Origin of the sequence: Xylanimonas ulmi (genome assembly GCF_004216535.1) — a bacterium.
Classification (GTDB): Bacteria; Actinomycetota; Actinomycetes; order Actinomycetales; family Cellulomonadaceae; genus Xylanimonas; species Xylanimonas ulmi.
Map to the genome: position 1 here is coordinate 992,084 of NZ_SGWX01000001.1, position 26,497 is coordinate 1,018,580.

Genomic DNA, 26,497 nt, shown 5'->3' on the forward strand with positions numbered 1-26,497 from the left:
AACGTGGGCTCCTCGCAGCCGTTCGAGGTTCACCTCGACAACTTCAGCGGACCGTTCGACCTGCTGCTGAGCCTCATCGCCAAACACGAGCTCGACGTGACCGAGGTCGCGCTCGCCGTGGTGACCGACGAGTTCGTCGCCTACACGCGCGCCCACCCCGAGTGGGACCTCGGGACGGCGTCGGAGTTCCTGGTCATCGGGGCGACGCTGCTCGACCTCAAGGCGGCGCGGCTGCTGCCCGGCGTCGTCGAGGAGGACCTGGAGGACCTCGAGCTGCTCGAGGCGCGCGATCTGCTGTTCGCGCGCCTGCTGCAGTACCGGGCGTACAAGCAGGTCGCGGGGGTGCTCGCGCAGCGCCTGGCGACCGAGGGGCGGCGGGTGCCGCGCTCGGTCGCGCTTGAGCCGGAGCAGGCGGCGCTGTTGCCCGAGATCGTCTGGACGCTGACCCCACAGCGTCTGGCCGAGCTCGCGGCGCGGGCGCTGACCCCCAAGGCCCCGCCGGTCGTCTCGCTGACGCATCTGCACGCTCCGGCCGTCAGCGTGCGCGAGCAGGCGGCGATCGTCGTCGGGAGGCTGCGGCGCGAGCACGCGGCCACGTTCCGGTCGCTCGCGGCGGGCCAGGAGCGGCTCGTCGTGGTGGCGCGATTCCTGGCGCTGTTGGAGCTGTTCCGCAACGGGCTGGTCGCGTTCGAACAGGCCGCCGCGCTGGGGGAGCTCACGGTGCGCTGGACGGGAGCCGACGCGGACGCCGTCGGCGAGGGGTTCGAGGAGTTCGACGGCGAGCCGCAGGAGGCGCGGGCATGAGCGAGGCAGAGCGGGTGGGGCGTGTCGAGACCGGCACCCGGGCGGTTGAGCCTGTCGAAACCACCGGACCTGGGACTGGCGGGGTTTCGACAGGCTCAACCAGCGAGCCGGAGGACGTCGACGTCAGCGCGCTGCCCGGCGGGGCCGACGCGGCGCTCGAGGCGGTGCTCATGGTGGCCGACTCACCGGTCAGCGCCGAGCGCCTCGCGGCGATCGTCGAGCTGCCCGTCGACGAGGTCGTCTCGCGGCTGCGGGCGCTGGCCGCGCAGTACCGCGGCGAGCACGACGGAACCGGGCCGGGCCGCCCGCGCGGCTTCGAGCTGCGCGAGGGGGCGCAGGGCTGGCGCCTGTACTCAGCGCCGGCGTACGCCGACGTCGTCGCGCGCCTCGTGCTGGAGGGGCAGTCCGCGCGGCTGAGCCAGGCCGCATTGGAGACCTTGGCCGTGATCGCGTACCGTCAGCCCGTCACACGCGGGCAGGTCTCCGCGGTGCGCGGCGTGAACGTCGACGGCGTGGTGCGCACCCTGCTGGCCCGCGGCCTGGTCGCGGAGGTGGGGCAGGACCCGCTGTCCGGGGCCGTGCTGTTCGCCACCACGGGCGAGTTCCTCGATCGGATGGGCTGGCGGTCGCTCGACGAGCTTCCGGCGATCGCCCCGCACCTGCCTGGGCTCGACGCGCTCGACGACCTGGCGGCGCGTGACCGCCCCCAGCAGCCGACCGACCCGAACGCCTGAGAGAATCACCCCTATGAGCCCCACCCCTGCGCGCCGCGGCGCGTCCGGCGCCGCGCCACGACGTGGCGGCTCCTCCGCCCGAGGCGCCGCCTCCGGCCGAGGCGCCCAGCGTCCGCGTCCCCCTCAGCCCGCACGTCAGCAGCCCGAGCGGCGCCGCGCGCAGCAGCCCGCCCAGCCTCCCGTCGACGTGCACGTGCCCGACGGCGTGCGGCTGCAGAAGGTTCTGGCGCAGGCCGGCTACGGCTCGCGGCGCAAGGCCGAGGAGATGATCGCCGAGGGCCGCGTGAGCGTGGACGGCCAGATCGTCATCGAGCTCGGCGTGCGGGTCGACCCGGCGAAGAACGCGATCCACGTGGACGGCATGCGTGTGCAGTTGGACACGTCCAAGATCACGCTCGCCGCCAACAAGCCGCTCGGCATGCTGTCGGCGATGCAGGACGCGCAGGGCCGCCCGACGCTCGCGGACCTGGTGCGCAACCGCGAGGAGCGGCTGTTCCACGTGGGTCGGCTCGACGCCGACTCCGAGGGCCTGATCCTGCTGACCAACGACGGCGAGCTGGCCAACCGCCTCCAGCACCCCAGCCACGAGGTGCCCAAGACCTACCTCGTCACGGTGTCGGGCGGCGAGGTCTACCCGCGAATCGTCAAGGCGCTGCTCGACGGCGTCGACCTGGAGGACGGCCCGGCGCGCATGGACAAGGTCAAGGTCGTCCAGGCGCTGGGCGACGTCACGATGGTCGAGGTGGTGCTGCACGAGGGCCGCAACCGCATCGTGCGCCGGATGTTCGACGCCGTCGACCGTCCCGTCGAGCGGCTGGTGCGCATCCGCATCGGCCCGATCGCTCTGGGCGACCAGCGCCCCGGCACCACGCGGGTGCTGGGCCGCACCGAGCTCGGCAGCCTCATGGCCGCCGTCGACCTGTGACGTCGGGCCGCGACGTGTTCCCTGCCGTGCAACCTGAGGAGAGCAGCCCTGTGCTGACCATCGCCGTGGACGGGCCGTCGGGCTCGGGCAAGTCCAGCGTCTCGAAGGAGGTCGCGCGCCGGCTCGGCCTGGCCTACCTCGACACCGGCGCGATGTACCGCGCGGCCACGCTGTGGGCGCAGCGGGCCGTGGGCGACCTGACCGACCAGCCGCGCGTCGCCGAGGCCGTGCGCGCCATGCCGCTGGTGATGGGCCTGGACCCTGACGCGCCGATCGTCACGCTCGACGGGGCGGACGTCAGCGCGGCGATCCGCACCACGGAGGTCTCGACCGAGGTCTCGAAGGTCGCGACCAACCTCGCGGTGCGCGACGAGCTGCGGCGCCGCCAGCGCGAGATCATCACGGGCGCGGGCGGGGTCGTCGCCGAGGGGCGCGACATCACCACGGTCGTCGCGCCCGACGCCGACGTGCGCGTGCTGCTGACGGCGTCCGAGGAGGCGCGGCTGCGCCGTCGTTCGCTCGACGTGCACGGCGTCGCGGACGCCGATGCGGTCGAGGCGACACGCGACCAGGTGCTGCGCCGCGACCGCGACGACTCGACCGTCATGGAGTTCCAGGTGGCCGCCGACGGCGTCGTCACCGTCGACTCCTCGGACCTCGACTTCGAGCAGACCGTGCGGGCGGTGCTCGCCGTCGTCGCGCAGGTGACGGCCGGCCAGGCCGACGTGGCCGAGGACGACGACGCGGGGCTGTTCGCGTCGTCCCAGGACGACGAGGCGCGCGAGCGCGCGCTGCGCGCGGGCCTGGAGGAGTTCGAGCTCGACGCCGACGACGTCGCGCTGTTGGACGGCGAGTGGAGCGGGCGGGAGCTGGTCGCCGAGCAGGGTCCGGCGCCGGTCCTGGCGATCATCGGCCGCCCCAACGTGGGCAAGTCGACGCTGGTCAACCGTGTGATCGGACGCCGCGAGGCCGTCGTCGAGGACAAGCCCGGCGTGACGCGCGACCGCGTCACCTACCCGGCCGAGTGGGCCGGGCGTGACTTCCACGTCGTGGACACCGGCGGCTGGGAGGTGGACGTCGCGGGCATCGAGTCCAAGGTGGCCGAGCAGGCCGAGGTCGCCATCTCGCTCGCCGACGCCGTCGTGTTCGTCGTCGACGCCACGGTGGGCGCCACTGCGACCGACGAGCGCGTCGTCGAGCTGCTGCGGCGCTCGGGCAAGCCCGTGGTGCTCGCCGCCAACAAGGTCGACGGACCCTCGGGCGAGGCCGACGCGGCCTACCTGTGGGCGCTCGGGCTGGGGGAGCCGCACCCGATCTCGGCGCTGCACGGGCGCGGGGTGGGCGACCTGCTCGACGCCGCCATGGCGGTGCTTCCGGCGGTCTCCGAGCACGGCGAGCTGCGCCCGACCGGGCCCCGCCGCGTCGCGCTCGTCGGGCGGCCCAACGTGGGCAAATCGTCGCTGCTCAACAAGATCGCGGGCTCCGAGCGCGTCGTCGTCGACGACCTGGCCGGCACGACGCGCGATCCCGTCGACGAGCTCGTGGTCATCAAGGGCGTGCCGTACTGGTTCGTGGACACCGCGGGCATCCGCCGGCGCGCGCACCAGGCGTCGGGCGCGGACTTCTACGCGTCGCTGCGCACCGCCGCGGCGATCGAGAAGGCCGAGGTCGCCGTCGTGCTGCTCGACGCCTCGCACCCCCTCACCGAGCAGGACACCCGCGTGCTGCAGCAGGTGGTCGACTCCGGGCGCGCCCTGGTGGTCGCGTACAACAAGTGGGACCTCATGGACGACGACCGCCGTCCCTACCTTGAGCGCGAGATCGAGAAGGAGCTCGTGCAGCTGACGTGGGCGCCGCGCGTCAACGTCTCGGCCCGCACCGGCTGGCACACTGAGCGCCTGACCGGGGCGATCGAGACGGCCCTGGAGTCGTGGGACTCGCGCATCCCCACCGGCAGGCTCAACGCGTTCCTGGGCGAGCTGGTCGCCGCGCACCCGCACCCGCTGCGCGGGGGCAAGCAGCCGCGCATCCTGTTCGCCACGCAGGCCTCCACGCGCCCGCCGCGTTTCGTGGTGTTCGCCACCGGGTTCCTCGAGGCGGGGTACCGGAGGTTCATCGAGCGGCGCCTGCGCGAGACCTTCGGGTTCGAGGGCACGCCCATCGAGATCGCCGTGCGCGTGCGGGAGAAGCGCAAGCGCTGACGGCGGGCGGGCTCACGCGGGCTCACGCGAGCGGACCGCGGCGCGGGATAAGTGATCGAAGCAACAGGTCAGTCGCTTGCCGCTGAGCCTGAGCGAGGCGCATGGTGTGGTCATGCCACACATCGCTCCGGCGACAGCCATGCCCGCGACCCGCTCCTGGTGGCCGGTGGCCGCGGTGATGGGCGCCGTCGCCTGGGGCGGGAACGAGTTCACCCCGCTGCTGGTCATGTACCGGGCGGGCGGCCTGGACGCCGTCACCGTCAACGCGCTGCTGGGCGCCTACGTGCTCGGCATCGTGCCGGCGCTGCTGCTGGGTGGCCCGCTCTCCGACCGGTACGGACGCCGGCCGCTGCTGTTGCCCGCCGCGCCCGTCGCCGCGCTCGGATCGGTGATCCTCGCGCTCGGCGCGGGCGCGCCCGCGGTGCTCGGCGTCGGGCGTGTGCTCTCCGGCGTTGCGCTCGGGCTCGTCATGGCCGTCGGGACCACGTGGGTCACCGAGCTCGCCGCCCAGGCGGGCGACGCCGCGGCCGGGGCGCGGCGCGCCTCGCTCGCGCTCACCGCCGGATTCCTCGTCGGAGCCGGCGTCGCCTCCGCGCTCGCACAGTGGGCGCCGTGGCCCGCGCACCTCGCCTACGGGGTGCACGTCCTGCTCGCGGCCGTGACCGCCGTCTGGGTGCTGCGCGTCCCGGAGACCTGCCGCACCGCGGGAGCGCGCGTCGGGCGCCTGCGCGACGACCTGCGCGTGCCCGCCGTGGCCCACCCGCGGTTCCTGCGCGTTGTCGTGCCCGTCGCGCCATGGGTCTTCGGGTGCGTCGGCGCCGCCTACGCGGTGCTGCCCGGGCTGCTCGCCGCGCACGCGGGCACCGTTCCCGTCGCGTTCGCGGGGCTGATGACCGTGCTTACCCTCGGATGCGGCATCGGCATCCAGGTGGTCGCGCGCCGCATCGACACCCACCGGTCGGCGCGCGCTTCGGTCGTCGCCATGAGCCTGATCATCACCGGGCTCGGGCTGGGCGCCCTCGCGGCGCACACGCTCGACATCGTCGTGGGACTCCTCGCCGCCGCCGTGCTCGGCGCCGGCTACGGTCTTGCGCTCGTCGCGGGGCTCAGCGAGGTCGCCCGGATCGCTGGACCGCGCCATCTCGCGGGGCTCACCGCCGTCTACTGCTCGGTCGCCTACCTCGGGTTCTTCGTTCCCATGGTGCTCGCGTGGCTCGCTCGCACCTGGACCTACGCGCAGATGTTCGGCGTTGGGCTGCTGATCGCCGCGGTGTGCCTCGCCGTCGTCGGCGCCGCGTGGCGTGCGCACCTGCCGGCGCTCGCGGCCGGCGCCGCAGACTGACCCGGCTCCGCGCTCCGCTTGACCGGGGCGACCGGCGAGGTGAGGCTGCGGGCATGGACCCGCGCTCCACCGCCGGCGGCGACGTCGTCGTGCGGACCGACCGCCTCACCCTGCGCCGGGCGCGCGCCGAGGACGCCGAGGCCTACCTGGCGTGGCGGTCACTGCCCGACGTCATGAAGTACCTCTACCAGGACCCATGGACGGCACAGGTCGCCCACGAGCGCCTGGCCACCTGGGAGGTCGGCGCCTTCTCGGAGCCGGGGGACACCCTCATGCTCGCCGTCGACGGTCCCGACGGCGTCGTGGGCGAGGCACTGCTGCGGTGGGCGCCCGGGCAGGGGCAGGTCGAGCTCGGATACGCGTTCCACCCCGACGTCGCCGGGCTCGGATACGCGACCGAGGCCGGGAGGGTGCTGCTGTCCGTCGCGTTCGAGCAGTTCGGGTTCCACCGAGCGTTCGCCCGCATCGACGCCGAGAACCTCGCCTCGGTGCGCGTGGCCCAACGGCTCGGGATGCGGCTGGAGGCCAGGTTCGTCGAGAACGACTGGCGTCCCGCCGACGGCGTGTGGGCGAGCGAGCTGGTCTACGCCGTGCTCGCAAGCGAGCACGCGGCACGACGGCGCAGGTGAGAGCGGGGCACGAGCGACCGTGCGCGGGCGAGGTGGTCGGGAGCGCCGCGCAGGTGCGGTAGTATTTCCGTCGGCCCTTCGGGGTCGGGAGTCCGGTAGGGCTCCTTCGGGCTGTGGCGCAGCTTGGTAGCGCACTTGACTGGGGGTCAAGGGGTCGCAGGTTCAAATCCTGTCAGCCCGACCGATCGATTTGGGTCTCTGATCTGCTGAAGAGCAGGTCAGGGCCCTTTTCGTTGGGCCGGGCTGGGCGGTGCGCCGCTACCCGAAAGGCCCAGATCTTGGTCCAGGCATCGAAAAGGCATCAGAAACTCCCACGTCCAGCCCGTGGTCGGCCCTTTCCGGTGGCCTCGCCGTGTAGGTGCGTCCGAGCCGCGCCGAGCCGTGTGGAGCGAGGCGCGCACCTGCTGGGCATGAGCAAGCACACCACGCCCCGCGGCGGGCTCGAGCCGCTCCTGAGCATCGCGGAACTGTCCGAGTACATCGGCGTCCCGATGAAGACCATCAAGGACTGGCGGGTCAAGGGCGAGGGCCCGGCCGCCATCAAGATGGGCAACCACGTCCGCTATGACGTGCGCGACGTCCGCGCCTGGATCGAGGCATGCCACGAGGTGTCGGCCGGCGTGCCCGCGTCCGCGGGACGGAGGTGAGACCCGGTGGGTCGACCTCGCACCCCGATCGGCACGCACGGGGAGGTCCACTACACGGACACCCCGTCCGGCAAGGTCAAGGCGCGCGTGCGTCTGCGGGAGTACGACGGTCGCACCCGCCTGGTGTCGGCGACGGGAAGGTCCAAGGCCGAGGCGCTCCGCTTGCTCAACAAGCGGATCGCCGACAACGACCTCGCCCGCACGTCCACACATGGCGGGCTGTCGGCCGACTCCCTCTTCGGTGACCTCGTCGACGCGTGGCTCCAGCACCTCGACGACACCAACCGTCTCGCCGACTCGACGCGGTACCGGTACGAGCGGGACATGCTCACCCACGTCCTGCCCGCGTTCGAACACCTCGCGTTGCGCGAGATCACCGTCCGGCGAGTCGACCAGCTCCTCCAGCAGTTGCAGCGGCGGTCCTACAACCGGGCGCAGAAGGCGCGGGTCGTCCTGAGCCTCGCCTTCAAGCTCGCGGTGCGCTGGGAGGTGGTGGACCGCAACCCGGTCCGCGACACCGAACCGCTCGTCCGGCCCGCGAAGGTCGCCCAGGCGCTCAACGTGCAGACGGTCCAGCTCATCCGCGACCTGGTCGCCGACTGGGAGGCTGGGCGCGCCGGCAAGTCCGGCCCGAAGCCAGACGGGCAGGTCCTCGCGGTCATCGAGGCCATGCTCGGCACGTCCGCTCGCATTGGCGAGGTGCTGGCCCTCAGACGCTGCGACCTCGACCTCGACAGGAAGCGCCCGACGGTCCGCATCGCCGGCACGATCATCTCGATCAACGGCAAGCCCACCATCCGGCAGGACCACCCGAAGACGAGCCGATCCCGGCGCACAATCGTGGTCCCACCGTTCACCGTCGCCGCCCTGCGGTCGCGCCTGGCCCGGATCGGCGACGTCGAGCCGGAGCACCTGGTCTTCTTCACCCGCAACGGGACGCCGATCACGGCCAACAACTACCGGCGCTCGCTGCGGCGCATCCTTGACGGCTCGGAGGCCGCCGGCGTGACGCCGCACGCGTTCCGGCGCACCGTCGCGACAACGGTCGACCGGGCCGTCGGCATCGACCTCGCTGCCGAGTTGCTCGGGCACACGACGACGGAGGTCACGCGCGTCCACTACATCGAACCGAACGAGTACGTGAACCCGGCGACGGCGGACATCCTGCAGAGGTCGCTGGGACCGGACGCCAAGGTGACGGACCCCCGCAAGGCGAGCAAGAAGGCGAGCAGACAGAGGGGCAAGAGTGGCAAGAAGGGCCGGAAGACGAAGAGCTCCTGACAAGCGGGAGCCGTGCGGGTCCGCCCGGCACGTCGAGCGCGACGCACTCCCGGTCGGGTTCGGCGCTTACACGGAGGGCCCCGCGTGCGGGGCGATGGCTCCCGGTTGTTGTGAGCGTCCGACGGCGTCGTGGGGGTGGTGGCGTCGCTCGATGAGGCCCTCGTCGGCCAGGCGGGCGAGGGCGAACGCCACCGGCTTGCGACTGGTCCCGTACTCGCGTGCGAGTTCGGTGGCTGTGGGGAGTGACCGGTCCGCGCCGTGCGTGGTGACCCGTTGCCGCAGGTCGTCGTAGATGCGCCACCGCGTCGTGCGGGCGGGTGGGTGGCCACTGGACACCACGTAGGTGCCGGAGGTCGCGCCGTCGTTGTGGGTGGCGACCCGGCCGGTGGCGGCCAGGGCGCGTAGCGCCTTGTAGGCCGGGGCGCGGGTGGTGTGGTGGGTGGCGGCCAGGGTGCCGACCGTGGGGAGGCGTCCGGTGTAGGTGCCGTCGTCGATCCGGGTGCGGATCTCCTCGTACACGGTGCGCCATGTCGCGCCGGTCGGAGTGGGTGGGGGTGTGTGGCCGGCGACGTAAGCGCCCGCGGTGGGTCCTGTTCCCGTGACGGTGACGACCAGCCCGTCCTTGACCAGCTGTCGCATTGCCTGCCCGGGGGCGCCCGTGCTGGACCCGTACCGGGTGGCGATGTCGCGGCGTGAGGGCAGCCGCCCGGCGTAGGTGCCGTCCTCGATCCCGGCGCGCAGGTCGGTGTAGATGGTCCGCCATAGTGCGCCGTCGTGCCGGCCCGCTCGTGGGACGACGAACAGGCCGCGCCGGTTCCCGCTGACCTGATGGCGGACCAGCCCCTCGTCGACGAGCTGGGCCACGGCGTGCGCTGCATCCGCGGGGTCGACGTCGTAGGCGCGGGCGAGGGTGGCGGGGGAGTCGAGCCGCCCGGCCAGGGACCCGTCGCGGATGCGGGCGGCGACGTCGTCGTGCGCCCGCCGCCACGAGGAACCGCTGGGAGCCGCGGCGACGTCGATGCCCGCGCGCGGCCCGCCGTGACGGGGGACGAGGAGTCCCTCGGCGGTCAGGGCGACGGTCGCCTGGTGGACGGTCGACGCGCTCGTGCCGTACTCGTTCGCCAGGGCCCGCGTCGTGGGCAGCCGCCCCGTGAGACGGCCATCGGCGATCCGCGCGGCAAGGTCGTCGTGGACGGCCCGCCACCTCGGGGTGGGGTCAGGCGGACGGGTGCCGCGGGTGAAGGTGCCGCCGTGGGGCCCGCGGACGCGCTGGACAAGACCATCTCTGGCAAGCGCCGCAGCGGCGGTGTGGACCACCGTGGTGGTCACGCCGAACTCGGCGGCGAGAGCCTTCGTCGACGGCAGCCGCCCGCGGTAGGTGCCGTCCTCGATGCGGGCGCGCAGCTCGCGGTAGACCGTCGCCCACGTGACCGGCTCACCCGGCGAGGCGGGGGCGGTCGCGCCTTGCCTGGCGGGGCTGATGGTGATGATCCCGTCGCCCGCCAGGCGGGCGAGAGCATCGCGGGCCACGGCCGTCGTGGTGTTGTGCCGATGAGCGAGCGCCGACGGCGAAGGCAGCGCACCGGCGTAGGTGCCGTCCGCGACCCGGGCTCGGACCGCGGCATACACGCGCGCGACCGGCGAAGGCATCGACGCCGGGTGAGTGGGCGACAAGCGAGTGGACGACGGCGGCGCGGTGGCCTCGGCGAGCGTCGCGAGCAGGACGGTGAGTTGCTCGCGGGCGGCGGTGGCGTCGTGTCCTGGCATGTGCCGCGTCGAGGTGTCGCGGGGCGGGAGGGCGGCGACGGCGTCCAGGGCGTGGTGCAGATCGGGGGCGTTGTCCGGTGTGGCGAACGCGTGGACGGGGTGCAGGGTGCGGGTGGTGCGCACGACGGGGCCGGGCCTGACGCCGACGACGACCGTGTACAGGCGGGTGCGGATGGCGTGGTCCACGACGTCGAGCAGGGTTCGGGTGGCCGCGTCGACGGCGTCGCCAAGCCGTGTCTCCTGGTCGAGGGCCAGGGTGTCGACGGCGGCGAGGGAGGCTGCGGCATCCTGCGCGAGAGGGGTGGCCTGCTGGGCTCCGGCGCCGGAGTGGACGTCCTGCAAGGCAAGCCATAGCGCGTCGAGCGCGCCCGCCCGGCTGGACCAGGTGGTGTGCGTGCCGATGGTCGCGGCGTGGTCGCTGATGCGGGTCAGCGCGGCGGCGACATCGGCTGCGGCGCGGGCGTGCGGGGTTGCCGCGCGCAGGCCGCCGGTCAGCGTGCCCAGCGCCCACAGCGTCTCGCCGACGCCGTCGTGGGACGGCGGGCGTGTGGGGGTGGCCGGGGCGCGGAAGCCGAGATGGTCGAGCCCGGCCCGGGGAGCGGATGCGTCGACCGGAACGGTGGGCAGCGGTGCCCACGGGCCCACCCGTGCGGCGTGCAGCGCCGGTGCGAAGCGGGTGCCGAGATGGGTGAGCACGTCGCGCACGAGTGCGGCATCGCCGGTGAGGGTGGCGGCCTGCTCGACGGTCAGCGGTCCCAGGGCGGGCAGTTCTCGTTCGGCGAGCAGGATCGAAGCCCGCGCGGTGTCTTGCCATGCGGCCACGAGGGGGATCACCCCTGCGAGGAGGTCGCCGTCCGCCAGCACGGGGATGCGGCCGCCGGACGTCAGAGCGTCGAGCTCGCGTGCATGCGCTGCAAGCGGAGTGGGGAGCAGGCGGGGCGAGGTGAGGTCTGGGGCGGGTGGTGCCAGTGCCCGCGCCGCGGACAGGTCGGCGTGCGCGGCGACGTGTGCTGCGACCCGGGCGGCAGCCCGCTCGGCGGCGAGGGCCGCGACGCGGTCGGGCGACGGTGCGACCCCTGTGCGACGGACGAGCTCGGCGGTAGCCGACGCCGCGGCAGACCGGGCGATCCGCCCCCCGAGCGTCGACGCGTCGGCCTGGCCCCTCACCGCGAGGGCGCGCGCGGCACCAACCCGCGCACCCTTGCGCCGTGCGGCCTCGTCGACCCGCTGCGCGTAGGCGACCTCTTGGGCGTGTGCGGCCTCGGCTTCGGCCGCGATCATCGTCATGCGCGCAGCGGCCCTGACCACGGGGGTGCGCAAGCGGGTGATCTGCGCCAGCGCGGCAGTGCGGGTGGTGTCCGCTCCAGGTCCGACGCCGACCTTGGCCAGATCGGCGTCGGGCCGCGCGAAGGTGCTCGCAAGAGTGTGTAGGGACCCGAGCAGGTCCCGGAGCGCGGCGCCGTACGTCATCGCGCGCCCCGCTCGCTCGCCTCAAGGGCGACCGCGGCATCGAGTCCGGTGACGACGACGGCGACGTCGTCGGGCGGCTTGCCGAACGTGACCAGGCGCGAGATCGCGGCCCGTGCCGCCTCGACCAGTGCGGGGCGTGGGGCGTCGAGGTCCTCGACGTGGCAGAGGCCCTCATCCGTGTGGAGGTCGTCGAGCAACCGGACGACGTCGCGGTACGCCCACGCCACACGCGTGCTGGGGGCGCCGAGGTCCAGGGCCCGCAGCGCGGACCGGGCGGTGACGTAGGCGGTGTAGTGCTCGACGCCGAACGTCCTGGTGGGCAGTTCCACAGCGGCCTCCTGCACGCGACGGCGCAGGAGGCGCCGCCGTCGTTACGCAGGTGCGCGGTCAGTTCCAGTACGGGCCCGGTGTCTCTGGCAGATGCCGAGGCAGCGAGGCGGGCGGCGTCGGCGCCCGGCTCGTGGTCGTGCGCCGGTTGTGCGGGGCCTTTGCCTCGTGGTGGATGGCGAGGACGTGCATGCCGGGCTGGTGCTCGGCTGGCGGGCGGGTCAGGCCGTCGCGGTGGGCGAGCGCCGTGATGTGGCCCAGGGCCTCGTGCAGGTCGGAGCGCAGCATCCCGGGCAGCCCGGTGACGGTCAGGATCGGCGGACGGCCCGGATGATGGATCGCTGCCGTGGCGCCCAGGATGTGCTCGGGGCGCTGGTCGAAGTAGGTGTTGAGCCGGACGCGGCGGCCGTCGAGGGGCACATGGACGGTGTCGGCGAAGTCGCGGGACCGAGATGGCTGGCCGTCGGGCCGGCGGGTGAACAGCAGGATGTCGGTCACCGAGTCGGTGCCCGGCAGGTGCGGGCGCAGCGTTCCCGACGGGAGCCGGACGGCACCGATCAGGTCCGCGACGGCCTCGAGCTCGATCCTGGACCGGGGGGTGTGGGCGTCGAGGGTCAGGTGGTTGGTGATGATCGCGGCCAGCCCGCCCGGCTTGACGCACCGCAGGGTGGCCCACGCGAGCGTGGCGTGCAGGAGGGTGCGGGTCACGATCGCGGACGGGGTGGCGAGCTCGACATCGGCGTGGGGCATGACGGTGACGGCGACGTCGTACGCGTCCAGACCACCGCGGAACGGCGTGTCGGGGTCGAGCAGGTCCTGGCCGGGGTGCCCGACGGTCGCGCAGATCGTCGCCACACCCGGGAGGTGCGCGTCGGGGCGGTTGAGGAGGGCGTCCGCGCCGTCGCCCTGGACCAGGACGTGACCGCCAGGGAACCCGAGCCGGTGCAGGCTGAGCCACAGCTCGCGTCCGATCGCCTGCAAGGCCGGCTGGGCGCTGGTGGTCTCCGCGTCGTCAAGGGCCTGATGATCGGCCCGAGTGCGTACCGCTCTGGGGTCGTCGGGCAGGGACATCAGGCGCCCGTGCCGTCAGGGTCGCGGACCAGGCGTAGGTGCGCCTCGGCGGCCGCTTCGATCTGCCGACGGCGGGCGACATCGGCGGCGACGAAATCGCGGAAGTCGGCCTCGCGGTCGGCAAGGTTCACGGCGCACCCGTCGTCGTCGCTGGCCGGTTCGCCGGGCCAAGCGGTCTGCCGGGAAGGGCGGTCCTGGTTGACGCGGGTGCCGCACAGGGCAACCCAGTCGCGCAGCCGCAGGATCGTGTCGGCGAGGTCACGCATCCAGGTGATAGGCGATGACGGTGAGGCTTCGGGGTCGTAGCAGGCAAGCCGGTGCGTGCGCAGCGCCGAGAGCTCCTCGATGAGTTCGGGGTGGCGGTGCCAGTACGGCGGGACGACGGTGGCCGGCAGCGCGAAGCGGTGGCGCAGCCAGTGGACCCACGCGTTGAGATCGGCCCACGCGGCGTCAGCCTCGCCCGCGGTCAGCAGTTCCCACTCGATCGGGCAGGCTGGCTGGTCGCCCCAGTCCGGCCCGGGTGCGGCGACGTACGCGGCGGAGCCGTCGACAAACTCGCGTTCCATGCCGAACAGGTCATCCGGGGGTTCGAACGTCGGGGGCATCGGTCGCTCACCGACCCTGTGCTGCGGCGCCTACGCGCGGGGCGTGTGGGACCGTGTCGACGTGTGGGTCGCGGCTTGCCCTCGGCGATGGCCGACGACGACGGCGGTTGCTGCGCACGACCCGGTAGGTCGTCCAGCGCGAGTCGTGGCCGATGTGCGCCGCGACGAACGTGCTGGTCCGCATCTGCCCGGACGCGATGAACTGGTCACCCGCGCGGAAGTGCCGCAGCGCATGCTCGGCCGCGACGCCGAACATGAGCAACTCGAGCTCGGCTGGTGGCAGACGCCGGTAGGTACCGTCCACGTCGCGGACCTCGGGACGCACGGCGACCTTCGCGCGGAGCATGACCGCGCCGCCGGACGTCTCAGCCTCGTTCGGGTCGGCGACGAACTTGCCGCTGATGGATGGCTCGGTCGGGATCATCTTGACCTCCATGTGCCTTGATGCCGCTTCGAAGCACAGGTGGTCGCCGAGTGTCAGACGGGAGCGCGCCGGTGGACACGTGGACCGGTGGATTGGCGAGTGGCGTTCGCCTCAGTCGCAGAAGCAGGCGCCGGTTTCGGATGGGACCGTGAAGCAGTTGGGACAGGGCGCTCGGATCTCAGCGAGATCTGGCGTCCCTGAACTGCGGTCCTGGAAGTTCGACAACGCGTAGAAACGGCCGTTGCCGTCGGTCACGATCTCGCCCGTAAGTAGGGCGGGGTCGATGGCGTCGAGCCACTGCGCGGCGTTCCAGAAGATGTATCCCGGGGCGATGTACATGGCAACGCGACCGTCGACTCGCGCACCTATGTAACCGGCGGAGTTCGGCTCGTAGAAGTCGGACTCGCTGAGCGCATCGATAGCCGCCTCGATGAGTTGTCGGTCGGTGAAGCTCCAACGGTCGCTCCACGCGAGCACCTGGCTGCGGGACAGGGTGCGGGCCATGAGAGCAGTCTTCCGCACAGGGTGGTCTTTCCGGCGACGATCCGTCGCGCGGGTGCTTGTTTCATCCGAGTTGGAGGATCCGTTCCAAGCCCTGGCGAGCCGAACGCAGCACCTCGACATCGGATCTGGCCAGCCATGGACGAAGGTCGGTAATCAGCGGCGCCGTGGAGCGAAGAAGGGTCAGTCCGACGCCGAAGGGCAGCGTCCGGATCTGCTCGGGTGGCAGGACCGGCACCCGGCGGGTCGATGTCTGCGTCGACCGCTCCCCGTCTCGTCCGACGGTTGTCGACGTCGTGACCTCGTCGCGCTCGCCGATGAGCGCGGACAGCGCCCGCAGGTCGTCGGCCGAGGACGAGCCGCCCAGGATGACCTTCGTGATCGCCGCGTCCCAGATGGCGCCGGCCGCGGACCGTCCCCAGTTCTCGCGCGCGAGTTCCAGGGACTGGAGCACGGGCATGGTGGTGATCCCGGTGCCGCCGCCCTCGGACATGAGGTGCGGCAGCGAGGGGAGTGGGGCGAGGTTGCCGATCTCGTCGAGCGAGAGCAGGAGTGGCGGGTCGAGCCGTGCCCCGGGTGAGGCGGCGGCCAGCCGTGAGGCGGTCTGGACGACGTCCTCGACGAAGGCTGCGATGAGCGGCCACACGGTCTTCGATCCGGCGCCGGTGGCGAGCAGGTAGAGCGTCCCGTTGTCGCGCAGGAAGTCGGCGGGGGAGAAGTGCTCGCCCGGCGTTGGCGTGACGGCGTCGAGCGTGGCGGGGTTGGCGAGGCAGGCGAGCGCCTGCCCGACCCCGGTCCAGACGGACTCGCGGGTGCGCGGGTCGGCGTGGATGGTTGCCTCCAGCGATTCGGCCCAGCCGGGTGCGGCGTCGGGGTGGGAATGAAGGATTGCGACGGCGTCGGCCGCCGCGGGCGCGTTGACGGACCACGTGTACAGCTCGCGGGCGTCGCGTCCGCCGAGCGCACCGGCATGCAGGAGTGCCTGCAAGGCGGTGCGTGCTTTGCCCTCCCAGAACGATCCCGACTCGACCCCGCCGCCCCGTGACAGCCCGGTGGATGCGGCGAACCCGGTTGCCCGGATGGAGGCCGTCTCCGGGTCCTCGCACCCGCGCAGCGGCGACCAGCGCAACCCGGCCGGCAGGGAGGAGGCGAGGCGTTGCGGGTCGAAGACCGCGACAGGGCCGCGGCGGGCGCGGGCGGTCATGGTGATGGCGAGGTTGTCGGGCCGGGTCGAGGTGGACACGACGGCGCCGGGCGCGTCGAGGATCGTGTTGATGACCAGGTGCAGGCCCTTGCCTGAGCGTGGCGGGCCGAGCACGAGGATCGAGTCCTCGACCGACGCCCAGACCTCCTTGCCGTTGCAGTGCCCGAGGAGGTAGCCGACGTCGGCGGGGGTCGGCTTGGTCAGCGAGGGCCGCAGGTCCTTGGCGCGGGCGACGAGTGCGCGCGCGGACGCCGTCTTGGCGACGTCGGCCCGCGATGCGGTGCCGACGGCGAGGTGCGGATCCTGCTCGCGGCGACGGCGATGCCCGACGGCAAACCGCCACCCCGTCAACGTCACCACAACGACGGCGGCTAAGAGCACGGCGACGACGGCCCAGTACAGGATCGGGCTGAGACCGGGGGAGTCGAGCGCGTCGCCGGGCGCGTCGGCGTGGGTCAGGACGCTCACCCCTGCCCCCAACCCGCCGTCGGGCGTGGGGGCTCCGTCCAATGCCGCGGCGATTGTCCCGGCGAGGCGCAGCACGCCCGCGAGGACTATTGCGGCCCCGACGAGGGTCAGGCCGAGGTTTGTCAGGGAGTCGTTGCCCGACGGCGTTGTCGTCGTCATGCCGCACCCGCCTGCGGGGCGCCGGGGTCGGAGACGACGACGCGGCCGGAGTCGACGCCGAGCAAGATCAGCGGGCCGGGCTTGCGGGCGAGCAGGGCGGGTGGGAGGCGCAGCCCGGCGACGCCGTCGTCGGACGCGGTGCAGGTCGAGACGACGACGCCGATCGACACGTTCTCGCCGGGCTCAAACCCGGACCCGATGACGCCGGACACGATCGGGCGTCCGCCAGGGCGGTGGGCCTGGGGGATGAAGGTGGTCTGGGCGGTGTCGGCGGGGGTGACGACCTCGGTGACCGTTTGGCCGTCGGCGGTGGTGAACTCGACGCGGAGCGGGACGTTGAGCTGGGTGGAGATCTCGGTCAGCAACTGGGGGAGGTCGTCCGTCGTCGGGTGCGGTGTCGTTGGGCTGGACCACCCTCCGCCGTCGACGGTCACGGTGAGGGCGCCGCTCGCGGCGGCGTTCATCCGCACCACGGGCAGCGCGACCGGGACGGTCGACACGCGCCTCACGGGGCCACCGCCAGGGCAGGTGCCGTGGTGGGCACGGGGCGCGCGGTCCGTTGGGCCGGATAGCGGTGGAGGCCAGGTGGGTCGCCGGACGGGACCTGGAACGTGTCGAGGTGGTCGAGGATGCCGACCGCCGTCTTGCGAACCCGCTCCGCGGTCGAGGCGACGACCTGGACCGGGTCGCGGCCGGGGACCGACGTCGCCCACGAGGCGACGTACGGGACGGTGTAGGCGGAGCTGTCGGCGCCGTGGGCGTCGAGGACCATCTGGGCGACGGCCTCGGCCTCGACCTCGGCGATGCCGCGGTGTGCGGGCACGTCGGGGTCGCCGATCTGGTGCAAGCTCGCGTGCGCCCTCTCGTGGATGAGCGACTTCAGCCGGGCCAGTGGGTCCATGTCCTGGCGGACGGCGACCCAGCGCTCGCCGAAGTGGGTCAGGCCGTTCGCGCCGCCGATGGCGGCGGCGTTCGGGACGTCGCGGACCTCGAAGCCGAGGTCGCGGATCTGTTCGGCGACGCCGTCCCACAGCCTGGCCGGCGCCTCGCCGACGAGGAGCTGCGGCAAGGGCTGGAGGGGGAGCGGGTCGCCCTCGGTGAGCTCGGCGGGCCACACGTAGGTGGGGCGGAACTTGCCGCGCAGGTGTCGGGACTCGACGGTCTCGTCGGTGTGGGCGGGCTCGGCGGGGGCGAGGCGGCGGGTGTCACCGTCAAAGCTGGTCGCGAAGCGGGCGGTGACCGGGGCGAAGATCATGAACCCGGCCTGCCCCTTGATCACGTGCCGGCCAAGCGAGAGCCACTGGTGGTACCCGGCGACGAACTGCGGCGTCGGGGTCGGCATCCGGCCCGCCTCGAACGCCTCCTGGCTCTGCACGTAGATCAGCAAAGAGTTGGCAAAGGATCTCGAACGGAACTTGCCCGCGAACGCGATCGCCCGCCGCCAGTCCTCGCCCGTGACGAGCGCCGCGACCGAGTCGGAGAGCCTGGCCTGCAGGGCCTCGATCTTCGCCTCGCGCTCGGCGACCTGCTTCGCGTCCATCCGTGCCTCCCGGTGTCGGGATGCAGGTGCGACGGGCGAGACGGGCAGCTCAGGAGAAGCCGTCGGTCCCTGCGGAGAGCTCGTCCGCGACGGCTCGACGTCGCCGACGATCAGCGTCGAGAAGCAGGTGCGCGAACTGTGTGGCCCCGGCACGCTCGAGCCGCTCCACGAAACCTGTGAACGTCGTCGGCGGGTTCCTGCGGCGGGCCGCCGCGTTGACGACCGACCCGAGGACGTCGCTCGGGTGCCGCACGAGCAGGGCGCACAAGAACGCGTCCGCGGTGACGACCTCGACGCCCGCGTCCGTGAGCCGTGGTGACCGGTAGTGCTTGACGTTGCGGGTGACGAGCACGTCCACGTCGCCGTAGACGCAGGCTGCGGCGTGGTTCCGGTCGCCAGGGTCGGGGGAGAGATCCTCGGTGATCTTGCCGTCGTAAAGGTCCCCGTCGATGCGGTGGCGGCCGAAATGCGTGCGGACGGCGTCGGTCACGGACTTCGCGGACTGGGGCGAACGTTGGCCCTCGCGGACGATGACGTGCTCCCACTCGTCGAGGACGTCGTCGGTCCACACCCAGGTGAAGAGCAGGTCTTCGGACAGTGTGAGCAGCACGTCCATGATCGTGAACGGGAACAGCTCGCTGGTGTCGATGAAGACCCGTTGGAGGCGGGCCACGCGCTACTCCTCGTCGAGGCCGGCGTCTGTGATCGCCGCGCGCAGGGCGTCGCCGCCCGCGCGTCGCGCTTCGCGTTCGCCGACGACGTCGAGGACGTCCTGCACGCGGATGCGGCGGTGGCGGGAACCGGGGAGCCGACGGAACGCGAGGGCGCCGTCTTCGCAGAGGCGGTCGACGTACTGACGGGTCACACCGATCATCTCGGCGGCCTTGGCCGGGGTGACCTCATCGTCGGCGCGCAGGACGACGACGCGGGTCCCGTGGGCGACGTCGTCGAGCATGGACCGCACGGCGTTGCCGACCTCGGAGTCGTCGTCGAGGTGGGCCGCGAGGCGACGCGCAGCGCTCCGGACCCCGGGTCGGGCCGGATCGAGGGAGGCGCGGATCGCGTGGGTGGCCATGCCGTCGAGTCTACCGTCATGTGCAATAACAGCAACCATTTCAGGCGGTCCTCTCTGCTTCGGCGTCACCCATGCGGGCCGACGTCGAGTACAGCTCCGCCTCGTCGGCATGGAGCATCGCCTGCACCAGGAACGACCTGTCGCGGATCCGCCAGAGTCCCTGCCCGACGCCGAGTTGGAGGAGCAGTTCGGCCTCGGTGCGGTTGAGCCCGAGCGCCTCGGCGGTAGGTCCGAGCTGGTCCGTCTCCTGCCGGTAGATGATCCGAGTCTCGGCGTTCGCGAGCAGCGACGACGCGAGCGCCCGGTTCGCTGACCCGAGATCGCCGACGTTGTCGAGGTCGCTGAGCTTGTGGAAGATCAGCATGTTCGCGATCCCGAAATAGCGTGCCAAGCGCCAGTGCGCGTCCATGCGGCGTAGCAGCGCGGGGTGGCCCATGAGGCGCCAGGCTTCGTCGTACACGACCCACCGCTGGCCGCCGTCGGGGTCCATGAGGGCGCCTTCCATCCACGCGGACGCGCACGTCATGAGCAGCGAGAGGGCGGTGGAGTTCTCCGAGACGCGGGACAGGTCGAGCGAGACCATCGGGGCGGTGGCGTCGAACCGGACGGTGGAGGGTCCGTCGAACATACCGGCGAGGTCGCCGGCCACGAGTCGGCGCAGGGCGTGGCCGACGAGGCGTCCGTCGTCGGGCAGTCGTGGGTCGGTGCCTGACGACGGAGACAGCAGCCGGTCTACGATCAACGGCAGCACCGGCGCCGTCGACGAGTGCACTGCGTCAAGGAGGGCGACGTCGATGGCGGTGTGCTCGAGCGGTGACAGCGGCCGTCCGAGGATGGTCTCGGCGAGTGCGCCGATGAGGTCGCGTCGGCGGCTGGTGACTTCGGCGAGCCATTCGACGTCGGAGAGTGCGACCGGGCGGTGGCCCTCGTCGAGCGGGTTGAGGCGGTGGGGGAGTCCGGGGCCGAGGGTGATGACCGTGCCGCCGACGGCGTGGGCGACGGCGGTGTGTTCGCCCTTGGGGTCGCAGGGCACGTAGACGCGGCGGCCGAACGCGATCGAGCGCACGTACAGCGACTTGGCGAGGGATGACTTCCCGGCGCCGACGATGCCGGCGAGGACGATGTTCGGTGCGGTGATGAGCCCGCGCGCGTACAGGACCCATGGGTCGTACACGAAGGAAGACCCGGAGTAGAGGTCCTGCCCGACGAGTACGCCGTCGGCGCCGAGCCCGCCTTCGGCGAGGAACGGGTACGCGCCGGCCCAGGTCGCGGAGGTGTCCTGGTGGCGGGGGAGGCGGAACCGGGTCGGGGTCCGTAGCGCGGCCGGACGGCGTTCGCCGGCGGCGGGCAGCAGGACGGTGTCGCGGCGCTCGGCGCGCTCGGCCTCGAGTTTCGCTCGGGCCTCCTCACGGCGGGCGGCCCGGCCGGCTTGGATGATGCGGGTAGCGGCGCGCCGTCGGGCCTTGCGCAGCCGGCGGCGCTCGCCTGGAGGGGAGACGAGCACAGCGGTGTGGAGCCTGGGAGCGTTCACCGTGTGAGCCCGACGTCGGCGCGCTTCATCGCCGGCACCTCGCGTGTCGGGATGTGCGCGAGTCTGGGTGGGGATGCCAGGGGTGTGGTCTCGTCCCAGTCGATCCGGTGGGACAGGTGAGCGCCATGGTCGAGGTGCCGGTACACGCCGGCCAGCGCGCGGGACGCCTGCTCGAACTCGGTGGCCGCGTTCAGCGCAAGCACCTTGCCCTGCGCCCTGCTCCCGGAGATCCCGGTGTGCGCGGCGGCGTAGTTGACCTTGTGCGCCTCGGCGATCTGGTGGAGCGTCTTCGCGAGCCGCGCGGTGATCGCGAGCAGGCTTCCCGTCGTCCAGGTCGCGTCGGACGGGTGCCCTTCCAGGTGCTCCGTGAGCGCCGCGAACTCCTGCATCGCGTCCAATGCGTGCTGCGCGGCCCCAACGGTCGTGTGATCGGTCGACATGGTGTGCCTCCCCCGAGGTGGTGGTCACCGGGGAGGTGCGCGGTCCTAGCCGTGCAGCGGAAGTGCTCGCGCGGGGGGCGTCGCGGGCGTTGGGGGTCTACGACGTCGGCTCGGCGGAGATGATCGCGACGCCTGAGTCCAGGTCGATCTCACCGTTGGGGTCCCCCGTCGCCGGACGCTGGATGATGTCCAGACGCTGGCGTTCGCGCTCCGCGGTGAGATATTGCCGTGACGGCTGGAACGGGTCGATGAGCTGGCCGAAGGCACCCGCCGCGCCACCGCTGCCGGCGTCCAGGTACTCGCCGTTCGGTCCGTACGCCGACTTGTCCACACCCACGCCTCCAGAGTAGCGACGCCGTGCGCCACGTCATCGTCGGGGCGTTGTCACGGCAATCCCGACCCGACGGCGACGGCGAGGTACAGCCCGATGACGAGCCCCGGGGCGAACGCGATCCGATCCCGCCGACGCCGCGCGAGACGCCACACCGCGACCGGAACCTGGAGCAGGTGCGCGACGACCACGAACACGACGACGGTCTGCCAGCCGGACCATCCGGCGACGAGTGCGAGGGCCGCCGCGAGCTTCACGTCACCGAGCCCCAGGTCCGCGAACCGCCACAGCAACAGGTAGAAGAGCCCGACGACGACGGATGCGACCGCAGCCCGCACGGTGACGCCGGGCTCGGTGAACGCTCGGCCCGCGACCGTGACGACCGTCGCCGCGAGCACGGCCAGCGTGAGGTGGTTCGGGACCCGGTGCCTGCGGGCGTCGATGATGGTGATCGCCACCAGCGGCGGTGCGATGAGGACGAGCGTCACGACCAGCCAACCGTCGCCACGAGTCGACGCGACCGCCAGCACAGTCGCCGCCATGACGACGAGAGGCAGACCGCCCGCCCGCACGAACCGTCCCGCCGACGTCGCGCGGACGCCGCGTCCCACCGCCGTCGTTCCGTCGTCCACGCAACCAAGGTAGGCACGCGCCATCCGGCGAGCATCAGCATCGCGCGTGCCTGCGCCGGGCGGTGCAGATGCTCCGCTCACGGGAGTCGCGCCGTTTTTGCCTCGCCGATCGGCGCCTCTGCGGTGTGGTGGGATGCGAGCATGGCGATACTGCACCAGGCGACGCTGACCCCGACGAAGCCTTCACTGATCGCGGCATGGCTGCCCGGCCAACCCTGGTTCGACGGCGATGCCCCGCTGGTAGTCACGCCGGTCGGCGCCTACCGGTTCGACGACGCGGCCGGAGAGGTCGGCATCGAGTCGCACCTCGTCGAGGCCGGTGGTCGCACCGTTCACGTCCCGCTGACCTACCGCGGCGCGGAACTCGACGGCGCCGAGGCGTTCCTGGTCGGCACGATGGAGCACTCGGTGCTCGGCACCCGTTGGGTCTACGACGCCGCCGGCGACCCGGTTTACCGCGCCGAACTGGTGCGGGTCATCGCCGAGGCCGACACGCAGGCCGAGCTAGGCCATGTCTCCCGATAGCTTCGACCAGCGGATGCATGCCTGGAGGACGGTCGCAGCGCGGTAGGTGATGGCGGGCTTGTCGTAGCGGGTCGCGAGGCCGCGCCACTGCTTGGTGTGGGGGACGACAAGGTCGGCCGGTCTCGCCGATGGCCGCGACTGCGGCGGTACGGGCCGCGATTGTGCCTACTCTACGGTCACCGACTTCGCGAGATTCCGCGGCTTGTCGATGTCGTGTCCCAGGTGGAGAGCGGCGTGATAGGCCAGCAACTGCATCGGCACGGTGAGCAGGATTGGGTCGAGCTCGGGTTCGTTGCGCGGAACGTCGATGCGCTCAACGATCAGCTCGCCGAAGTCCACATCGCCGTGCGTGACCGCAACGAGCGGGCCGCCGCGCGCGCCGATCTCCTGAAGGGCTCCGAGGTTGCGTCCCGTGAGCTCGTCGTGGGGGACGACAGCGACAGTGGGCAACTCCGGGCTGATCAGTGCCAGCGGACCGTGCTTGAGTTCGCTGCTCTGGTACGCCTCGGCGTGCCGGTAGCTGATCTCCTTGAACTTCTGCGCACCCTCCCGGGCCACCGGGAACCCTCGGACACGTCCAATAAAGAAGATGCTCGGCGCCCCTGAGAGCCGCTTGGCCACGTCGGCGATCTGGTCCTCGTTCTCGAGCACCTGTGCGATCTGGCCGGGAATCCTCTGGAGGCCCGCGATCAGACGGCGTCCGTTGGACACCGAGAGATCGCGCACTCGGCCCAGGTCGATCGCGAGCATCGCGAAGGCAAGCGCCATATTGGTCAGGGCCTTGGTGGAGGCGACAGAGACCTCGGGTCCCGCGTGCAGGTAGATACCTCCGTCACATGCGCGTGCGATCGAAGACCCGACGACGTTGACGACTCCGACCACCCGACCACCCTTGCGCTTGATCTCGTCGACGGCGATTGCTGTGTCGGCCGTCTCGCCCGACTGGCTCACAGCGACGTAGAGGGTGGTGGGTTCGATAACGGCGTTGCGATAGCGGAACTCGGAGGCGGGCTCGGCGTCGGCGGGGATCCGAGCGAGCTCCTCGATCATCTGCGCGCCCATCTGGCCGACATAGAACGCCGAGCCGCAGCCGATCACCTTGACGCGTCGGATCTCGCGCTTGGCCCGCGGATCGAGGTTCAGCCCGTTCAGGCGGGGGGTCCCGAAGCGATCATCAAGCCGGCCGCGGAGCACAGCCTCGGCACTCGCGGGCTGCTCGAGGTACTCCTTACGCATGTAGTGCTCGTAGCCCGACAGCGAAAAGTCCTCCTCGATCACTTCGACATCGACCGGGAGCCGCTGAGCGGTCGGACCGTTCGCCGTGAACGTGGTGAACCCGCTTGCAGTCACGGTGGCGATCTCGCCGTCCTCCAGATGGACCACCGTCGACGTGTGACGGACGATCGCCGCCAAGTCGCTTGCGACATAGGTCTCGCCCTCGCCGATGCCGATGATCAGTGGAGATCCGTTGCGAGCGACGACCATCCGGTCGGGGTGGCGAGCATCCAGGACGGCGATACCGTAAGTGCCCTCGACCTGTGTCAGCGCCTCGATCACGGCATTCTCAAGTGTGTCCGCCGACGAACGAGCGATCAGGTGCGCTAGGACCTCCGTGTCGGTGTCGGAGGTCAACGCGACGCCTTCTGCTCGCAGCATCTCCCGGAGGTGACTCGCGTTGTCGACGATGCCGTTGTGGACGACGCTCACCCGTCCGTCGCCGGACGAGTGAGGATGGGCGTTGGACTCAGTCGCCGGTCCGTGGGTCGCCCATCGCGTGTGGCCGATGCCAATGGTTCCAGAGAGGTTCTTCGGGAGGCTCTCACGCAGGTCGCTCACACGGCCGGCTGAACGGTGGACGCGCACAGACCCCGTGTCGTCGATGACACCGACTCCGGCGGAGTCGTACCCCCGGTACTCAAGACGGAGAAGTCCCTGGACAAGAAGCGGAACGGCGTCCTTCGAGCCGACGTACCCGACGATCCCGCACATACGATGTTCTCCTAGCCGTAGATGGTTCGCCGGATCTGGCGAATCGAGAGTTGAGGTGCAGCGAAGAGCCGACCCTGGATCTCATTCTTAAGAAGATCATAGATGGCATCATTCTTCATGCCTCGCGAACGACACTCCAAATGGCGCCTACGGATGTACTCATCAACAGGTTCGGCAAAGTAGTGCACGACATCAAAAATGACCCGTCTCGCCTCGGAGGTATTGGTTCCCAGGGAGTCGGCCACGTGCTGCACCAGGTCGTAGTCGCGCATCGCGGCACAGCGTGCCACAGAAGGGGCGAAGGGTCCAAGATCTGCCCGAAATCGGGTAACCCGGGCTCTGCAGGGCCTAGGCCATGTCTCCCAATAGCTTCGACCAGCGGATGCATTCCTGGAGGACGGCCGCAGCGCGGTAGGTGATGGCGAGCTTGTCGTAGCGGGTCGCGAGGCCACGCCACTGCTTGGTGTGGGAGAAGCTGCGTTCGACGACGTTGCGGCCCTTGTAGACCTCGGCGTCAAAGGCTGGGGGTCGCCCGCCGGTGGAGCCCTTGCGCTTGCGGGCGGCGATCTCGTCCTTCTTCTGCGGGATGACCGTCTTGATGCCGCGGGCGGCGAGCATGCGCCGGTTGATCCCGGAGGTGTAGGCACGGTCGGCGACCACCGCGTCGGGCGTGGTCCGCGGGCGCCCGAATGGACGCGGGACGCGGATGTCGGCGAGCACCTGGGCGAGCATCGCCCCGTCGTTGCGCTGCCCGCCGGTGACGACCAGGGCGAGCGGGCGCCCGTGACCGTCCACGGCGGCGTGGATCTTCGAGGTCAGCCCGCCACGTGAGCGACCGATCCCGTGACCTGCAGGTTGACGCTCACCACCCAGCAGGCTGGGGACGAACCCTTCCGGCGGTGTCGTGTAGTTCGATGTCGCCTCCATGTGTCCTACTCGGGGCGGGTCGTGTTCGTGGCGTGCTGGTGCGCGCGAGCGATCGTGGCGTCCACGGACACCGTCCAGTCGACCTTCCCGGCCGCGTCCGCCTCGGCCAGCAACACGACCAGGACCCTGTCCCAGGTGCCGTCCCCGGCATAGCGGCGGTGCCTCTTCCAGACCGTCGTCCACGGTCCGAACGACTCCCGGGGCAGGTCCCGCCACGGGATCCCGGTCCGGTACCGGTAGACGATCCCCTCGACCACCCGCCGGTTCGGACCGAACGGATGCCCACGCCTCCCAGCATTCGCCGGGAGCAACGGCTCGATCCGCTCCCACTGTGCATCACTCAACGATTCAACCCTCGACGATGTCACGCCGCGAACATGCCGCGCGCCTCACCGGGCATATGGGATGCACGCTCTAGTCGTCGAGACGCCCGACGGTCGGGTACGCCGCGACCCGAACGTGCAGGTTCGCGGCAGCGGCGGCATGGTGCCCGACGACGCCGAGGTCGTCGTCGTGCGCGAGCCCCTGCGCAGCGAGGCGACGTCGTCGGGCCTGACGTTGACCGGGACCTGGGCGGGCGCCCCGGCACCGACCGTCCTGGCGTACCTCAGGTGAGCGGCCGCCCGGAGATCGTGTGCCTGTGCGGCTCGACCCGGTTCGCCGAGGAGTTCCGTGCCGTCAACCTCGCCCTGACTCTCGCCGGGGTGATCGTCCTCGCCCCGGGGGTGTTCGCGCACGCGAGCGACCCGATCACCGACGAGCAGAAGGCTGCGCTCGCCGCGCTGCATTTGGCGAAGATCGACCTCGCCGACCGCGTCGTCGTAGTCAACCCCGGCGGGTACCTCGGGGACTCCACACGGCGCGAGATCCGCTACGCACACCACAGGGGCAAGCCGGTCGAGTACACCCATCCGCCGGTCCCGGCGCACGCCGCGTAGCCGGTCATAG

The 26,497-nt window shown here is 71.7% G+C and carries 29 protein-coding genes, 1 tRNA gene and 1 pseudogene; 12 read left to right on the top strand and 19 right to left on the bottom strand.

The genetic code is table 11. The annotated features are described in order from the left end of the window. Positions 1–3: 3 nt before the first annotated feature. From EV386_RS04445 to EV386_RS04485, 9 genes are all read left to right on the top strand, one after another. Complete coding sequence (locus EV386_RS04445) at positions 4–804, top strand: segregation and condensation protein A (protein ID WP_242607824.1); 801 nt, start codon at positions 4–6, stop codon at positions 802–804. After that, on the top strand, positions 801–1,538 hold the full coding sequence (gene scpB / locus EV386_RS04450; RefSeq protein ID WP_130412700.1) for an SMC-Scp complex subunit ScpB: 738 nt from the start codon (positions 801–803) through the stop codon (positions 1,536–1,538). Before EV386_RS04445 ends, scpB begins: the two co-directional genes overlap by 4 nt. 13 nt (positions 1,539–1,551) lie before the next feature. Then, positions 1,552–2,463 (top strand): pseudouridine synthase, encoded by a 912-nt coding sequence (locus EV386_RS04455; protein WP_130412702.1) that lies wholly within the window; start codon positions 1,552–1,554, stop codon positions 2,461–2,463. A 50-nt stretch (positions 2,464–2,513) separates the two neighbouring features. After that, positions 2,514–4,664 (top strand): bifunctional cytidylate kinase/GTPase Der, encoded by a 2,151-nt coding sequence (gene der / locus EV386_RS04460; RefSeq protein ID WP_130412704.1) that lies wholly within the window; start codon positions 2,514–2,516, stop codon positions 4,662–4,664. 112 nt (positions 4,665–4,776) lie between these two features. After that, entirely contained in the window at positions 4,777–6,006 is a 1,230-nt protein-coding gene (locus EV386_RS04465) for an MFS transporter (protein ID WP_130412706.1), read from the top strand. Positions 6,007–6,059: 53 nt separating this feature from the next. Further along, positions 6,060–6,635 carry a GNAT family N-acetyltransferase gene (locus EV386_RS04470; protein ID WP_130412708.1) on the top strand — a complete coding sequence of 192 codons (576 nt, stop codon included), beginning with the start codon at positions 6,060–6,062 and terminating at the stop codon, positions 6,633–6,635. 107 nt (positions 6,636–6,742) lie between these two features. Further along, a tRNA-Pro gene (locus tag EV386_RS04475) sits at positions 6,743–6,816 on the top strand. A gap of 229 nt (positions 6,817–7,045) precedes the next feature. Continuing rightward, a complete protein-coding gene (locus tag EV386_RS04480) occupies positions 7,046–7,282 on the top strand; it encodes a helix-turn-helix transcriptional regulator (protein ID WP_130412710.1) in 237 nt (78 codons plus the stop codon). 6 nt (positions 7,283–7,288) lie between these two features. Next, on the top strand, positions 7,289–8,563 hold the full coding sequence (locus EV386_RS04485) for a site-specific integrase (protein ID WP_130412712.1): 1,275 nt from the start codon (positions 7,289–7,291) through the stop codon (positions 8,561–8,563). A 66-nt stretch (positions 8,564–8,629) separates the two neighbouring features. On the opposite strand, the gene EV386_RS04490 is transcribed toward EV386_RS04485, so the two are convergent. The 15 genes from EV386_RS04490 to EV386_RS04560 all read right to left on the bottom strand — a co-directional run bounded on the left by EV386_RS04490 (position 8,630) and on the right by EV386_RS04560 (position 22,108). Beyond that, complete coding sequence (locus tag EV386_RS04490; protein WP_130412714.1) at positions 8,630–11,800, bottom strand: GntR family transcriptional regulator; 3,171 nt, start codon at positions 11,798–11,800, stop codon at positions 8,630–8,632. Continuing rightward, positions 11,797–12,129, bottom strand: coding sequence for a hypothetical protein (locus EV386_RS04495; RefSeq protein ID WP_130412716.1), 333 nt, complete (start codon positions 12,127–12,129; stop codon positions 11,797–11,799). The genes EV386_RS04490 and EV386_RS04495 overlap by 4 nt, the downstream gene beginning before the upstream one ends. A 58-nt stretch (positions 12,130–12,187) precedes the next feature. Then, positions 12,188–13,198 carry a hypothetical protein gene (locus tag EV386_RS04500; RefSeq protein WP_130412718.1) on the bottom strand — a complete coding sequence of 337 codons (1,011 nt, stop codon included), beginning with the start codon at positions 13,196–13,198 and terminating at the stop codon, positions 12,188–12,190. Continuing rightward, positions 13,198–13,803, bottom strand: coding sequence for a hypothetical protein (locus EV386_RS04505; protein ID WP_130412720.1), 606 nt, complete (start codon positions 13,801–13,803; stop codon positions 13,198–13,200). The genes EV386_RS04500 and EV386_RS04505 overlap by 1 nt, the downstream gene beginning before the upstream one ends. 7 nt (positions 13,804–13,810) lie before the next feature. Then, a complete protein-coding gene (locus EV386_RS04510) occupies positions 13,811–14,227 on the bottom strand; it encodes a single-stranded DNA-binding protein (RefSeq protein WP_130412722.1) in 417 nt (138 codons plus the stop codon). 111 nt (positions 14,228–14,338) lie between these two features. Then, a complete protein-coding gene (locus EV386_RS04515) occupies positions 14,339–14,731 on the bottom strand; it encodes a hypothetical protein (RefSeq protein ID WP_130412724.1) in 393 nt (130 codons plus the stop codon). A 61-nt stretch (positions 14,732–14,792) separates the two neighbouring features. Continuing rightward, positions 14,793–16,559, bottom strand: coding sequence for a type IV secretory system conjugative DNA transfer family protein (locus EV386_RS04520; RefSeq protein ID WP_130412726.1), 1,767 nt, complete (start codon positions 16,557–16,559; stop codon positions 14,793–14,795). Further along, positions 16,556–17,059 (bottom strand): hypothetical protein, encoded by a 504-nt coding sequence (locus tag EV386_RS18215; RefSeq protein ID WP_165399838.1) that lies wholly within the window; start codon positions 17,057–17,059, stop codon positions 16,556–16,558. Before EV386_RS18215 ends, EV386_RS04520 begins: the two co-directional genes overlap by 4 nt. Before the next feature lie 5 nt (positions 17,060–17,064). Further along, the gene (locus EV386_RS04530) at positions 17,065–18,099 is read right to left on the bottom strand and encodes an ArdC-like ssDNA-binding domain-containing protein (protein WP_130412728.1); all 1,035 of its coding nucleotides are present in this window, start codon (positions 18,097–18,099) and stop codon (positions 17,065–17,067) included. A 49-nt stretch (positions 18,100–18,148) separates the two neighbouring features. Then, positions 18,149–18,772 carry a PIN domain-containing protein gene (locus EV386_RS04535; protein ID WP_130412730.1) on the bottom strand — a complete coding sequence of 208 codons (624 nt, stop codon included), beginning with the start codon at positions 18,770–18,772 and terminating at the stop codon, positions 18,149–18,151. A 3-nt stretch (positions 18,773–18,775) separates the two neighbouring features. Then, on the bottom strand, positions 18,776–19,174 hold the full coding sequence (locus EV386_RS04540; protein ID WP_130412732.1) for a helix-turn-helix domain-containing protein: 399 nt from the start codon (positions 19,172–19,174) through the stop codon (positions 18,776–18,778). A gap of 40 nt (positions 19,175–19,214) precedes the next feature. Then, the gene (locus tag EV386_RS04545; RefSeq protein ID WP_130412734.1) at positions 19,215–20,705 is read right to left on the bottom strand and encodes a TraC family protein; all 1,491 of its coding nucleotides are present in this window, start codon (positions 20,703–20,705) and stop codon (positions 19,215–19,217) included. Beyond that, positions 20,702–21,145 carry a hypothetical protein gene (locus EV386_RS04550; RefSeq protein ID WP_130412736.1) on the bottom strand — a complete coding sequence of 148 codons (444 nt, stop codon included), beginning with the start codon at positions 21,143–21,145 and terminating at the stop codon, positions 20,702–20,704. Before EV386_RS04550 ends, EV386_RS04545 begins: the two co-directional genes overlap by 4 nt. Before the next feature lie 97 nt (positions 21,146–21,242). Next, complete coding sequence (locus EV386_RS04555; RefSeq protein ID WP_130412738.1) at positions 21,243–21,482, bottom strand: DUF6191 domain-containing protein; 240 nt, start codon at positions 21,480–21,482, stop codon at positions 21,243–21,245. Between the two features lie 47 nt (positions 21,483–21,529). Next, a complete protein-coding gene (locus EV386_RS04560) occupies positions 21,530–22,108 on the bottom strand; it encodes a prepilin peptidase (RefSeq protein WP_165399839.1) in 579 nt (192 codons plus the stop codon). 141 nt (positions 22,109–22,249) lie between these two features. Here EV386_RS04560 and EV386_RS04565 point away from each other — a divergent pair, with 141 nt between their 5' ends. Then, positions 22,250–22,633: a CG0192-related protein gene (locus EV386_RS04565; RefSeq protein ID WP_165399840.1), complete on the top strand. Its 384-nt coding sequence runs from the start codon at positions 22,250–22,252 to the stop codon at positions 22,631–22,633. Here the strand turns inward: EV386_RS04565 and EV386_RS18470 are convergent. From EV386_RS18470 to EV386_RS04585, 4 genes and pseudogenes are all read right to left on the bottom strand, one after another. Beyond that, positions 22,613–22,732, bottom strand: a pseudogene (locus EV386_RS18470) (IS5/IS1182 family transposase); the annotation flags it as partial. The gene EV386_RS04565 and the pseudogene EV386_RS18470 overlap by 21 nt on opposite strands. A gap of 66 nt (positions 22,733–22,798) precedes the next feature. Next, the gene (gene glmS, locus EV386_RS04575) at positions 22,799–24,622 is read right to left on the bottom strand and encodes a glutamine--fructose-6-phosphate transaminase (isomerizing) (protein ID WP_130412742.1); all 1,824 of its coding nucleotides are present in this window, start codon (positions 24,620–24,622) and stop codon (positions 22,799–22,801) included. Positions 24,623–24,633: 11 nt separating this feature from the next. Continuing rightward, a complete protein-coding gene (locus EV386_RS04580; protein WP_130412744.1) occupies positions 24,634–24,894 on the bottom strand; it encodes a hypothetical protein in 261 nt (86 codons plus the stop codon). Between the two features lie 76 nt (positions 24,895–24,970). Beyond that, a protein-coding gene (locus EV386_RS04585; protein ID WP_423218957.1) for an IS5 family transposase occupies positions 24,971–25,917 on the bottom strand; the annotation gives its coding sequence in 2 pieces (ribosomal slippage) (positions 24,971–25,555 and positions 25,558–25,917; 945 coding nt in all). 37 nt (positions 25,918–25,954) lie between these two features. Between EV386_RS04585 and EV386_RS04590 the strand changes: the two genes are divergently transcribed. Together EV386_RS04590 and EV386_RS04595 are read left to right on the top strand one after the other, a co-directional pair. After that, entirely contained in the window at positions 25,955–26,164 is a 210-nt protein-coding gene (locus EV386_RS04590) for a hypothetical protein (RefSeq protein ID WP_207216470.1), read from the top strand. Beyond that, the gene (locus EV386_RS04595; RefSeq protein WP_130412746.1) at positions 26,161–26,487 is read left to right on the top strand and encodes a hypothetical protein; all 327 of its coding nucleotides are present in this window, start codon (positions 26,161–26,163) and stop codon (positions 26,485–26,487) included. The genes EV386_RS04590 and EV386_RS04595 overlap by 4 nt, the downstream gene beginning before the upstream one ends. Positions 26,488–26,497 lie beyond the last annotated feature (10 nt).